At 54.5% G+C, this 12,346-nt stretch carries 10 protein-coding genes; 5 read left to right on the top strand and 5 right to left on the bottom strand.

What is annotated here, in order from left to right:
* Positions 1 to 36: 36 nt before the first annotated feature.
* Together OHL19_RS15070 and OHL19_RS15065 are read right to left on the bottom strand one after the other, a co-directional pair.
* A complete protein-coding gene (locus tag OHL19_RS15070; protein ID WP_263358544.1) occupies positions 37 to 1,422 on the bottom strand; it encodes a nicotinate phosphoribosyltransferase in 1,386 nt (461 codons plus the stop codon).
* Positions 1,423 to 1,462: 40 nt separating this feature from the next.
* Positions 1,463 to 2,680, bottom strand: a complete 1,218-nt coding sequence (locus tag OHL19_RS15065; protein ID WP_263358543.1) for a glycoside hydrolase family 5 protein — start codon at positions 2,678 to 2,680, stop codon at positions 1,463 to 1,465.
* Between the two features lie 159 nt (positions 2,681 to 2,839).
* Here OHL19_RS15065 and OHL19_RS15060 point away from each other — a divergent pair, with 159 nt between their 5' ends.
* The 5 genes from OHL19_RS15060 (at position 2,840) to OHL19_RS15040 (ending at position 9,187) form a co-directional block, all read left to right on the top strand.
* Positions 2,840 to 3,649 (top strand): ABC transporter ATP-binding protein, encoded by an 810-nt coding sequence (locus OHL19_RS15060; protein ID WP_263358542.1) that lies wholly within the window; start codon positions 2,840 to 2,842, stop codon positions 3,647 to 3,649.
* Positions 3,637 to 5,358: a hypothetical protein gene (locus OHL19_RS15055; RefSeq protein ID WP_263358541.1), complete on the top strand. Its 1,722-nt coding sequence runs from the start codon at positions 3,637 to 3,639 to the stop codon at positions 5,356 to 5,358. The genes OHL19_RS15060 and OHL19_RS15055 overlap by 13 nt, the downstream gene beginning before the upstream one ends.
* An 84-nt stretch (positions 5,359 to 5,442) precedes the next feature.
* Entirely contained in the window at positions 5,443 to 7,398 is a 1,956-nt protein-coding gene (locus tag OHL19_RS15050) for a (Fe-S)-binding protein (RefSeq protein ID WP_263358540.1), read from the top strand.
* A 32-nt stretch (positions 7,399 to 7,430) separates the two neighbouring features.
* Positions 7,431 to 8,219, top strand: a complete 789-nt coding sequence (locus tag OHL19_RS15045) for an electron transfer flavoprotein subunit beta/FixA family protein (RefSeq protein ID WP_263358539.1) — start codon at positions 7,431 to 7,433, stop codon at positions 8,217 to 8,219.
* Positions 8,216 to 9,187 carry an electron transfer flavoprotein subunit alpha/FixB family protein gene (locus tag OHL19_RS15040; protein WP_263358538.1) on the top strand — a complete coding sequence of 324 codons (972 nt, stop codon included), beginning with the start codon at positions 8,216 to 8,218 and terminating at the stop codon, positions 9,185 to 9,187. Before OHL19_RS15045 ends, OHL19_RS15040 begins: the two co-directional genes overlap by 4 nt.
* Positions 9,188 to 9,434: 247 nt before the next feature.
* On the opposite strand, the gene OHL19_RS15035 is transcribed toward OHL19_RS15040, so the two are convergent.
* From OHL19_RS15035 to OHL19_RS15025, 3 genes are all read right to left on the bottom strand, one after another.
* Entirely contained in the window at positions 9,435 to 10,454 is a 1,020-nt protein-coding gene (locus OHL19_RS15035; RefSeq protein ID WP_263358537.1) for a hypothetical protein, read from the bottom strand.
* A gap of 530 nt (positions 10,455 to 10,984) precedes the next feature.
* Positions 10,985 to 11,662: a PspA/IM30 family protein gene (locus OHL19_RS15030; RefSeq protein WP_263358536.1), complete on the bottom strand. Its 678-nt coding sequence runs from the start codon at positions 11,660 to 11,662 to the stop codon at positions 10,985 to 10,987.
* Positions 11,663 to 11,729: 67 nt separating this feature from the next.
* The gene (locus OHL19_RS15025) at positions 11,730 to 12,338 is read right to left on the bottom strand and encodes a DUF2059 domain-containing protein (protein WP_263358535.1); all 609 of its coding nucleotides are present in this window, start codon (positions 12,336 to 12,338) and stop codon (positions 11,730 to 11,732) included.
* Positions 12,339 to 12,346 lie beyond the last annotated feature (8 nt).

Raw genomic sequence — 12,346 nt, 5'->3', positions numbered from 1 at the left:
GTCGTCAGCCAGTCTCGACCACACGGTTACAAAAGCTCACACGATAGCCGGTACATTCGTCAGCCCTGCCGAACCAAATACCCTGCGATAGCGGGCCACTTCTTCTGACGGCCCCATTGCCTTCGCATAGTTATCGGAGAGCTTCACTGCAGGCCGGCCATTTGCTTCGGAGAGCTTGCACACCAGGCTGATCGGATCAAAACCATTTCCACCCGATGGATCGCAGCCGCGAAAATCATTCGTCAGCAGTGTTCCCCAGCCAGAGCTGAAACGAATTCGCCGCTGCGGATTCCACTTGTTCGCATCCAAAAAATCCGTAGCGTTGCGAAAATCCTGCGGCGTCGCATTACCTAAAATTTCTCCGGAGAAATACGCATGCAGACCAAGGATCTGAGCAACGTCTAACCCATCCGAAGCAATGATCAATTTGTTTTCAGCATCGCGGCCGCGCGACTTGATCCACTCGATGTACTCGCCGCCCGCGACGAAAGGATTCTTGCTGTCCATACGCTGCCCCGTCCAATCCGCGACCCAATCCGGAGCATCTGCGAGGAACTGCGTAGTGCCGAATGTATCGGGCAACATGATCAGCAATTCGCGCTGATACGTGTTCTGCCATAACTGCAGCACATGATACTGCGAGTGTTTAAGCTCTTCATCATCAGCAGCCATCGCAGCTAAAGCCATCGGCAATTCATGGGCATTCGTACCGATTGCTTCGAGATCATGCTTGTATGCAAGATAAGTATTCGACGAGCCGGTAAAGCTATCACCAAGCGTATCTCGCATCGCTTTCACAACATATTCCTGCCATAGAAAGCTGTGCCGACGGCGCGTGCCAAAATCCGCCACTCTAAGCCCCGGCACGCCTCGCAGACGCTCGATCTTGCTCCATAGATTTGCCTTTGCGCGCGCATACAAAATATCCAGCGAGAACTCGCTCATCTCACGCAGGCTCGCCCGAGTCTTCAACTCACTGAGGATAGAAAGCGCATAGACTTCCCAGAGTGTCGTCTGTGTCCAGGTGCCGTGAAACGTGAGACTCAACTCGCCATCAACGACCGACAAATGATAATCGGGCAACTGAAAATCGCGCTCCAGCCACTCCAGAAAATCCGGCTCGAAGATGCCACGCTTGCCATAGAACGTATTGCCCGCAAGCCAGATCAGTTCCGACCTGTGAAAACGCAGTTTACGCACGTGGTCCAACTGCTGACGTACTTCGTCAACACTGATACGCTCAGCCAATCGCACTTGTTTCGTGCGATTGACGAGCGTAAAAGTGACCTCGACTTTAGGAAAATGCTTCCAGATAAATTGAAGCATCAGTAGCTTATAAAAATCCGTATCCAACAGGGACCGGGTAATAGGATCGAGACGCCAGTTATGGTTGTGCGCTCGCTCTGCGAGATTAACGATCATGACTGGCCCTCGGGCTTCTCAAAGTGTAATGAAGTCGATTTTACTTGACCTCCGCACCCAAAGCCTTCAAATAACCATCATTGACTTTAGCGTTTTCAAAACGAACCTTCACCAGCAGGTCCTGAAAAGCAGCGCGAGAGTCTTCAAGCGATGGCCTGGCAGCAACAGATTTTTCCGTATCTCCCATACCTGCATGGCGAGCGGCATAGGTGACGATCTCATCCCAATGCTCAGGCTTGTTGAAGCTGACCAGCGCTGAGTTCGCCTCCATTTTCTTGTAAGGCCAGAACGTCCAACTGATCTGATCCTGATCTAAAACCATACGGAACTTCGTGATCCACTCATCCGTGTTTTCGCCCGACTCACCCATCCAGATCGGAACGTTATATTTATCGCGAAATTCGACATACGGCTTCACTGCATCCTCTGTTGGAGGCATCCAGTATTTATGAAATGTGTACATCATGTTCTTGTCGAACGGTGGCCCAAACACGCTGAAGTTACCATCCCACTGCGCACCGCCGAGAATGAGCACGTGGTTCTTATCCACTGAGCGAACTGCTGCGGCAAGCTTCTTGTAGACCGGCTCCAGCTTGGAGTTGTACTGCGCCAGCTTCGGATAGTGAGGGATCGGTTCGTTCAATAAATCGTAGCCAATCACGGTAGCATTATTGCGATAATGCTCGGCGATTCTCTTCCATATATCAGCGGCCAGGAGCTGGCTATCTTCATCCTCATAGAGCCACGGATAACCCCAGCTATCGTCGATGTTAGCGCCCGTCTGTCCTCCAGGCGCAGCATGCATATCAAGCACAACATACAGCCCATCCGCCTTGGCCCATTCGACCACGCGATCGATAAGCGCAAAGCCCTCATCATCCCCCGGCACAAAATAGCGATAGTGGAACGGGATACGTATCGTGTTGAAACCCTGTTTAGCAATGAAATCGATATCCTTGCGAGTAACATATGCATCCCGATAGTCATGCCAGAACTTCGTAGCCGCTGTTGGACCGATCAGCTCATTCACCATCGCTTCAATCTCGCGGGTTGACTGCGGCCCGCCTTCGAAGCGAAACATGTAGCCCTCAGTCACGAGCCAGTTTCCCAGGTTCGTGCCCCGCAACTGAACCTTGTGTCCCGCCCCATCCACCAGGAACTTTCCATCTTGATGAACAAATCGAGACTCAGCCCTACTTGGGATTTGAAAACCACAGGCCACAGTCAGTAATACAAACAGAAATACAAATCTACGCATTCAAAATTCCTCCACTCGATTACCAAGACACTTTAAATCACCAGGGGCTGTTCACGAGACTAAGGCGGCCGCCATCAACAATCGATTGCCTATAGGAGTATCAAAAAAATCTCGTTATTACAGTCTCCTCGCTGATTTTGCAGTATCCTCGTTTCAGTTATGAGTGCTGCGATCACCACCACTGGACTCACCCGCCGGTTCGGCGACTTTGTTGCCGTGCAGAATGTCGACCTCACCGTAGCTCCCGGCCAGTTCTATGGCTTCCTCGGCCCCAACGGCGCAGGCAAATCTACCACGATCAAAATGCTTACAGGCCTGCTGACGCCCACCTCCGGCAGCATCCAGGTACTTGGATTGGATTTCGCCACACATGGGCTCGAGGTCAAGCGGCAGATCGGCGTAGTGCCTGAAGGCATGGCTCTCTTTGGACGCCTCACAGCATCCGAATATCTGCGATTTGTGGGGCAGATGTACGGGCTCGATCGAGCCACGACCTTGCAGCGCACCGAAGAGTTGCTGGAGTTCATGAACCTGGCAGGTGAGAACAAAAAGCTGATCACCGATTTTTCCCACGGCATGCAAAAGAAGCTGGCACTGGCCGCCGCCGTGATTCATGGACCCAAGATCTTATTTCTGGATGAACCCTTTGAAGGCGTGGACGCCATCGCCGCCGGCACGCTTAAACAGATGTTGCAAGGCATGATCACCCGCGGAGCAACCATCTTTCTAACTTCGCACGTGCTTGAAATTGTCGAGCGGCTCTGCACCCATGTAGCGATCATCAATCACGGTCAGTTGATAGCCAACGGATCTCTGGAAGAGCTGCGCGCAGGCGTCCACACCCAGGCTGACGATGCCGACGGAACAACTACTCGGCTCACGCTTGAAGAAATATTCATTCGCGTAATCGGCAATGAAGCAGGCGCGGACCCGCTGCACTCAGAGCAGGAGCTTTCATGGCTGGGATAAACACTCCTGCAATACTCACAGAGTCTGGATTAGCCCGCGAACAGTTTCGCACAATCGCGTGGCTTCGCTGGCGTATCTTCATCAACTCCCTGCGCGGCAAAGGCGCGACCGGCGAGCTTGTCGTCAAGATTCTTTCCTATCCGATACTCGCGTTGATGGTCTTCGGGCCCGCTATTGGAGCAGGTCTCGGCTCGTGGTATCTCGTCAGCACCGGCATGTACAGCGACCTGGCGATTCTGCTATGGATCATCTTCGCTCTCTGGCAGTTCATCGGCGTCAGCACCTCAGCAACAGGACCATCCTTCGATCTCTCCACGCTGATTCGCTATCCGATTCGCTACCGCGATTATCTTCTGATACGCCTTTCATTCGGACTATTAGATCCGCCTACGCTCGCAGGCATTACCTGCCTGATTGCAATGACAATCGGCATAGCCGTTGCCGCGCCGATTCTCGCACCCTGGTCTGCGCTTGTTTTGTTTTTCTACGCCATTTGCAACATCTTCTTTTCCCGCATGGTCTATTCCTGGATCGAGCGCTGGCTTGCGCAGCGACGCACCAGGGAAATCCTCACAGTCCTCATCCTTCTGGCTTCGCTTGGCATACAAGTTGTCGTGCAGTTTGCGCAACGGCTTGACGGCCATCACGGTCACCCCAGTCCTCTGCTGTTGCAGATCGGACATGCGCTTATAGCGATCAATTGGTGTCTGCCACCGGGGCTGGCATCGTTAGCCATCGAGCGCATGCATGGCGGATTGCCCCTCATTGCCATTGCTACATTACTGGCCGTTGGCCTCTATGTCGCAACATTTCTCTTCATCCTGCACATACGTCTCCATGCCGAATATCTTGGAGAAAATCTCAGCGAAGTACCCGCATCTGCCAAAGTCGCAGTAACTCCCCGTAAAGAGTCGCCTAGCAGAGCAAGAGACCATGCAGATACTCCACGCAGGCGCGGTCTACTCCCGGATGCTGTGTCCGCATGCATCGTGAAAGAGCTCCGCTATCTCATGCGCAGCGGAGCCCAGCTATACAGCCTGGTTGTTCCGCCTTTCATGGTATTCATCTTCACCGCGCGAACCTCCGCCATGGGTCAGATTGGCATGCATCGCAATTCCGTAAGCACGTATTTGTTCACCTATGGTTGTGCCTACACTCTGCTGGTCTTTGTCTCTTTTATCTATAACTGCCTTGGCAGTGATGCCGCCGGAGTCCAGTTTTATTTCATCGCACCGGTCCGCATGCGGAATGTGATTCTCGCCAAGAACATTCTGACCGGCTGCCTGCTTGCCATAGAGATTTTGCTTATCTACATCAGCGCTTCACTGGCCAATAAACCGCCTTCATTGGAGATCACAGTAGCCACCGTGGCCTGGATGTTTTTCGCCATCTTCCTCAACATGATCATCGGCAACATGCGTTCCATCACAGCACCCAAGGTGCTGCAGGCAGGCAAAGTACGTCGGCAGAATGTCTCCGGCCTCAGCAGTCTCATCAGCTTCGGCGTAATGATCGGAGCCTTCGCACTGGGCGTAGGAGCATGGCTGCTCTGCAGCTACTTCGGCATCGGCTATTGGGGCGTTGCCGCAATTTTCTTCGCGCTCGGAGCACTCGCCTTTGGCGGTTACCTGCTTGGGTTACAAAGTGTCGACTCCTTTGCCGCGCAACATCATGAGCATCTCACCAGCGAGTTGACCAAGGGAGCTTAAGGCCTGTCGCATCATCGAGAAAACGAACAGGTGCCAAAGCCTGCCCGAATCGAGTACAAAGGTAGGCGAGAGGAAGACGAATAGATGATGCACCTGCTGCCCGCAAGCCCAATGTCCCTCCTCTCCGGCGTTTCCGGTCTCGGCATACTCGCAGAGCCATCCCACTTTTCCCTTCCCGAAAAACTGCTGTTGATCCTGTTCGTATTCGCCTCGGCCGCTCTTTTCTGGAAGCGATTTGGAGTCGTCGTAGACAAGATCTGGCACTCGCGCCGCGACCCCGGATTTCATCTCTTCCCCATTGGCAAACGTATCTGGGATTTCTTCTGGGAAGTGCTCTGTCAGGCCAAGGTCATTCGCGAACGGCCTCTACCCGGCATAGCGCACGCCTTCGTCTTCTGGAGTTTCCTGGCCTTCGCGCTCGTAACCCTCAATCATCTTGCAGTAGGCCTGGGCATAGGATTTCTCGATCCTGCAGGCATCTTCGGACGCTTCTATTTCTGGTTCGCAGCAGCATTCGCGATAGCCTGCGCCATCTCTATATCCGGATTATTCATTCGTCGATTCATCCTGCAGCCAGTCTGGCTGTCGCGTGCCGGGCACAATATCTCCTGGGAATCAGGCGTCATCGCCGGGCTCATCTTCGCGCTCATGGCCACCTATCTGGCATCGTTCTTTGTGGCAGACGGCAGCATCGCCGCCCGCGCACTGTGGTGGACGCATACGCTTTCTCTGCTCGTCTTCCTGCCCCTGGTCCCACACACCAAGCATCTGCATTTGATCCTCAGCCCACTCACGATCTTTCTTTCGCGAGGCAGCTTCAGTGCCATACCAACTCTCTCGGGCGATGAAGATTTCGGCCTCGTAACCGGCAAGGATCTCACGCAACTTGTAAGCCTCCAGGCCTACTCATGCGTAGAGTGCGGACGCTGCACCGAACACTGCCCTGCCGCCAACACAGGCAAGAGTCTCAATCCAAAAGAAATTATCCTCGGCGTGCGCGGATACCTGAATGAATACGGTCCCACGGCTGAAGAATTACTGCTCGGCAAGTACAACTCGCAGGAGTCCGCCTTTCAATGCACCACCTGCGGCGCCTGCGAATTTCAATGCCCTGTCGGCATTGAGCATGTACCCATCATCGTGGGTCTGCGCCGCGGTGCCGTGAATACCGGCGAATGGGAAGATTCGCATGGCACCAAGCTATTCCTCGCAATGGAGCGCAACTCCAACGCTCTCGGCATGAGCTCGGTAGAACGCGATAAATTCGTAGCCAAACAAGAGCTACCCATCTTCGATGGCACACAGGAGTATTGCCTGTGGCTAGGCTGCATGGGCGGTTACGACCCCAAGGGGCGCGAAATCATCAACTCATTCGTACAGGTCATGCGCTACCTGGGCACCAGCTACGGAGTCATGCGCAAAGAGAAATGCACCGGCGATCCCGCACGCCGCCTGGGCAACGATCTGGTCTTTCAGCAACTCGCCGAGAGCAATCTTGAAGCCATGCAGCAGCAGAAAGTGAAGAAGATCATCTCCATCTGCCCGCACTGTGTGCGTACCATTCAAGAGGACTGGAAAGAGTTCGGCATCTCGCCAGAGATCGAGCATCACAGCGAATTTCTCGCTCGCCACCAGGCGCAGTTACCGCACAACAAATCTGAAGAAAAGATCGTCTATCACGACCCCTGCTACCTCGGCCGCTATCGCAATGTCTATGACGAGCCGCGATCCATCATCGCCTCCGCCGGAACACTCATCGAGCCCGAACGCACCCGCGAACGCAGCTTCTGCTGCGGAGCAGGCGGTGGCCTCGTCTTTCTCGGCGAGGAGCAGGGTCAGCGCGTAAGCAGCGTTCGCGTACAGGAGCTCGTCTCCACTGGAGCAACTACAATTGGAGCTGCCTGCCCGTTCTGCAACACCATGTTTCGAGATGCGCTGGCAACGACAGGCGAAAGCGCCCCGAGGCTGCTGGACATAGCACAAATCGCAGCCATGCAACTACCGGAAGCTCCACATCAGGCATCCAATTCGCAGGTGTAATTACACGCCGCAATCAGGAATCAAGAGAGACCATGAAGATCATCGTAGCCATCAAACAAGTGCCCGAACGCGATGCACGAATCCGCATTGACGCAACGGGAAAGTGGATCGACCTGAACGATGTCGAGTTCACCTTGAACGAATCGGATGCATACGCCCTTGAAGAAGCGCTTCTGCTCAAAGAAGCGCATGGCGGCGAAGTCATCGTCATCAGCGCCGGTCCAGAGCGCGTAGGTCAAACCATCCGCGAAGCACTCGCCAAAGGCGCCGACCGCGCTATCCACATCGAGAGCGATGACCTCGCACAATACGACGCGCTCGGCGTAGCCCGCCTGCTGGCAGCGGCAATCAAAGACGAAGCAGCCGACCTCATTCTCACCGGCCTGCAATCCGACGATCTTGGACTGGGACAAACCGGTGTTATCGTCGCCGAGTTGCTCGGAGTGCCACATGCCAGCCTGATCCTGAAAATCGAAGCAACCGGCAACGGCGTGGCAACCGGCAATGGCTTGAAAGTACTGCGCGAACTGGAAGACGGCTGGTTCCAGCACATCGAACTTCCCATGCCCGCCGTGCTTACCATCCAGTCCGGCAACACCAAACTTCGCTACGCAACATTGATGGGCATCAAGAAGGCCAAGACCAAAGAAGTAAAACGCATCGCCGCCTCAGAACTCGGAATCACTCCGGCGCCCGTCGTTACGCTCCATCAGGTCACGCTGCCCAACAAGCAGCGCACCACACAGATCCTCAGCGGCACCCCCGCTGAGGCAGCCGCAGCACTCGTAGAAAAGCTGCAATTTGAGGTGCGCGTCCTATGAGCAGCGTACTGGTAATTCTCGAATCGAAAAATGGCGAAATAAGCCGCATCTCCTGGGAAGCGCTTGCTGCGGCTCATACCCTGGCCGCTGGCCTGGGACTTCCCCTCGACGCAGCCCTGATCGGTTTGGCCTCAGTAGACAAGATAACCGGTAAACCACCACGCACTCTCTTTACCGTGGATCACGCACTACTACGCGACTACACCGCGGATGGATTTACCGAGGCCTATACCCAACTCATCCAGCACCTGAAGCCGGCGTATGTCGTACTGCCCCACACCTACCAGGTGCGTGATTTTGCTCCAGCCCTCGCGACACGATTCAACGAAGTCCTGATCAGCGACGTAATCGGCCTCACGCCCAGCACGCCATCGCCAATCTTCGTTCGTCAGCTTCTACAGGGCAAGCTCAACGCATCCTACCAGCACACCAGCGACGGCCCCTGCTTTCTCTCTGTGCAGGCCGGTGCATTCCGCGCGGATGCCTCAGACGCAGCTCCAGCCGCAATCGAATCTTTTCGCCCAAATCTCGAACCCGCGCAGATCCGCACCCAGCCAAGTCAACCCTTCCGTGCCAGCGCGCAGACCGTCGATCTCAGCACAGCTGCCATTCTTGTCTCTGTCGGTCGCGGAATCAAAGAACAGGCCAATCTGCCCATCGTCGAAGAACTCGCCGCTGCCCTCGGCGCAGAACTCGCCGCCTCCCGCCCTATCTGCGACAACGGCTGGCTACCGATGGAGCGCCAGGTCGGTAGCTCAGGCCAGACCGTAGCTCCAAAAGTCTATCTGGCCATTGGAATTTCCGGCGCCATTCAGCATCTCGTCGGCATGAAAGGCTCGCAGTGCATCGTCGCCATCAACAAGGACGAGAATGCGCCGATCTTCGAAGTAGCCGATTACGGCATCGTCGGCGATCTCTTCGAGATTGTCCCTGCATTGACCGCGGCAATCCGTAAAGCAAAGCCCTGACACTACTTTCCAGCTCTTAAGGTATGGTGAAGGCATGAGGTTCTCTAATTTCCTCTGCCTTCACCTATTGCTTCTGTTCTTTATAGCCATCCTCCCGCCATCGACCTCAACCTGAGTCCCAAATGGGAGGTCAACTTCGGTGTAGGTCTATGCCCTACATCGGGCACAGACCGCTGGATCGCAAAAGCAATTATCGGCAGGCGCTTCGAATTCAGACGCCACGCCAAAGCATAAAAGAGCAGGTACTCTATTTGTGCAAAGTGTGCAAAGCATCATCCTGCCCATTCGTCGGATCTCTATGGAAGAAGCGCCGCGAAAGATCCGGCCAGAACTCCTGAAGGATCGCACCAACTCCACCCTCGGCCGTTACCAGGGCCGCTCCCTTAAAAGTACTGCCGACACCCCGCTCGTCCGCCGGAATGTAGAGGTTGGAGATGCCGCCAGCAGCAACGTTGCCCAGCATGTTGGAGTAGTTCGGCTCCAGCTTTCCCGTATTGTCATGTCTGCAAACCACGCTCGAAGTAAGCGCATACAACATGCGGCGCTTGGTAGACCCATATCCACGCCTGAAATACCGCGGATCCTGGTGCAGAAGCGCAGGCAAAATCCCGTTGCCAAGCATCGCACCATCAAAACTATCGGCATAATTGCCGCCAAACCGCTTGGCATAGCCTCCGATTCCGCCGCCATACCCGTAATCGGATCCTTCCGCCTGATCCACCAGGGACACGATTCCGGCCACGGCAAACTGCACCGGATCAGTCGCCGAAGTGAACGCCAGCCGGATCTTTTGCTTGCCCGTCAGAGAAACAGCATTCGAGTTGTAGCTGGTATTAAAGCTCGGCAAAAAACCAAGAATCCGCTGCTTCTTCTCCACTTTCAACTGCTCATCGGCCGTCTCTGACTTGGTCTTTACGTGATCGGTAGATGGCGGCTGCTGATCCGGTAAAGTCTGCTGACCCGTTACAAAAACAGCACTCGAACTGGAACTCCAGAACTCGGAACGCTCCGGCACAGACGACACATTGTCCGCCACAGCATTGTCTGGCACCGCATTGTCTGGCACCGCATTGCTCAGCACCTCGTTGCCCGACACCGTTACATCAGAAATTTGCTGCGGAGCCGGAGCATCTGGCAGGTCTGAACTCACCCGCAATGGTTTATCTCCAACCGGAATTACCGTCTGGGCCATTGACGGAGCAGCAGAACAGACCAATACCGTGCCTGCCGTAACGCAGGCCAAAACCAGGAACAAACGTACTTTCATTCGGTAATCCATCTCCAGGGACGCCTGCCGCGCGACCATGCGTACGCTCCAAAATACCGAAAATCTCGATTTAGAGAGCCAATTCCGAAGCTTCCATAAGAAGTCCGGCACACAGGGAACAACTCTGACAGTTCACGCATCCCATTTCAAACAGGGGCAAATCAAAGAGATACAGCGGAAGACGCGCTACCCACAAACTGCGGACATCAAGACCCAAGTCCCACAGAAATTGCCTGAGCCAAGCGCATCAAAATATTAAGACCGATCAAAAAACACTTGGAAATTTGTCTTCACTTCTATTTTAGACGCGATTGGAGCACACCAAGTCACTGCGAATTGTTAAGTATTGCCCCTTGAGACCAAATTACGCACTTCTTCCCGCCCCAGCCCGATCAGGAAACAGGCATACGAACAGCAGCCCAGCCGAATGTAAATTCCAATTTCAACCCTTCAAAAAGATGGAAAAGATGAAGAAACCCTGGCAACCCAGGGCTTCTCCATCCAGAATGCAAAGCAGTGCCAGCTTCGTTCTACTTTGCCGACTCCGAAGCCAGAGCAGCCCGATGCTTGATCTCTCCCAGCAGCATCTCAACCTGCTCGTGTTGTTCCAGGCTCTGAAAGCGCTCCTCAAGCGTGTCCGGCGTCAGGATTTCGCTCGCCGCTGCATTTTCCGCAGCACTCTGGCGTACGCGACTCTTCATCCGCCCCAGGGCTGCCTCCTGGGTACCGCCAACCACCTGGCGCGCCTGCGTAGCCCGGCCCACGATCTTCGCCCGGCGATGTTCCGCCATCAGAATCTCGCACTGCGCGCGCGTTTCGCTCAGCTTCTGCTCCAACTTGCGCAAGGTCTGGCGCAAAGTATCAGCCTCCAGCCTCTGGTCCTCTGCCTGCTCCGCAAACCCCTTTACCAGCCGGTCGCAGCTCAGTTTTCGCTCCAACGCTCCTCGCGCAAGATCGTCATGCCCCTTGGCCACAGCAAGCTCCGCCTTGCGCTTCCACTCACCCGCCTCACTCTCATGCTCAGCCCGCTTCTTCTCCAACAGATGCTGATCGGCAATAGCAATGGCGACCTGCGTCTTTACTTGCAGTAACTGGTTTTCCATATCAAGCACCAGTTGCTTCAATAGCCTCTCTGGATTCTCCGCCTTCTCGATCAGATCATTCAGATTCGCGCGCAATAACGTGCTCACCCTCTCCAGCAAAGACATGTCAAACCTCCTCGTTCGGTTTCCTGCGTTTTCTACCTGTTGCCCGACTGCTCACTTCAAGACCCCGTTATTTGAGAGCTGGCTCGTTAGCCATTGCCGGAACGGTGCTCTTCATTTCCTTCATCATTTCCTCGGTCAAAGCTTTACTTCGGGTTGCCATTCGGTCCATGACCATCGGCATGTACTCCTTCAGGATCGTTGGCGTCATATCCAATAAATGCTGCCCAGCAGGCGAACTATAAAACACGATGAGTGCATCTACATCTTCCCGGCTCAGATGCCGCTGGTAGATCGCCGACATGTCGCTGATCATCTCCTCAGCGGGATAAAGCTCCACAGCCTTTTGCATATATTTGCCCATCAACTTATCAATGCTGGCCTCTTGGTCCGGAGTTATGGTTGCTCCGTTGGGAAGATTGGCTTTCATCGTCTTGATTTGATTGGCAATCTGCTGTTGCATCATCACCGGCAAAGCCTTCATCATTGCCGTCATCTGATTGCGTACCCGCATCAACTCAAACAATTTTGCTAATTGCTCTTTGCTCGGCTGATCGTCTGCAGGCACTGTCGCCGCCTCTGTCGAAGCCTGCCCCGCCACCTGCGCCCGTCCAACAACAGCCGTTGACAACAAGATCAATCCCAACGCCACCACAGTTGCAAATCGAGAATTGCGCATATCCCTCT

Source organism: Acidicapsa ligni, from assembly GCF_025685655.1.
Taxonomy (GTDB): domain Bacteria; phylum Acidobacteriota; class Terriglobia; order Terriglobales; family Acidobacteriaceae; genus Acidicapsa; species Acidicapsa ligni.
Note: the sequence above shows the minus strand (reverse complement) of the source record. Positions and strands in the feature narration are given on the sequence as shown.

Coding starts and splice junctions, on each gene's coding strand:
- OHL19_RS15070 (WP_263358544.1), bottom strand. CDS start 1,422: ATGATCGTTAATCTCGCAGAGCGAGCGCACAACCATAACTGGCGTCTC.
- OHL19_RS15060 (WP_263358542.1), top strand. CDS start 2,840: ATGAGTGCTGCGATCACCACCACTGGACTCACCCGCCGGTTCGGCGAC.
- OHL19_RS15025 (WP_263358535.1), bottom strand. CDS start 12,338: ATGCGCAATTCTCGATTTGCAACTGTGGTGGCGTTGGGATTGATCTTG.
- OHL19_RS15035 (WP_263358537.1), bottom strand. CDS start 10,454: ATGAAAGTACGTTTGTTCCTGGTTTTGGCCTGCGTTACGGCAGGCACG.
- OHL19_RS15065 (WP_263358543.1), bottom strand. CDS start 2,680: ATGCGTAGATTTGTATTTCTGTTTGTATTACTGACTGTGGCCTGTGGT.
- OHL19_RS15040 (WP_263358538.1), top strand. CDS start 8,216: ATGAGCAGCGTACTGGTAATTCTCGAATCGAAAAATGGCGAAATAAGC.
- OHL19_RS15030 (WP_263358536.1), bottom strand. CDS start 11,662: ATGTCTTTGCTGGAGAGGGTGAGCACGTTATTGCGCGCGAATCTGAAT.
- OHL19_RS15055 (WP_263358541.1), top strand. CDS start 3,637: ATGGCTGGGATAAACACTCCTGCAATACTCACAGAGTCTGGATTAGCC.
- OHL19_RS15045 (WP_263358539.1), top strand. CDS start 7,431: ATGAAGATCATCGTAGCCATCAAACAAGTGCCCGAACGCGATGCACGA.
- OHL19_RS15050 (WP_263358540.1), top strand. CDS start 5,443: ATGATGCACCTGCTGCCCGCAAGCCCAATGTCCCTCCTCTCCGGCGTT.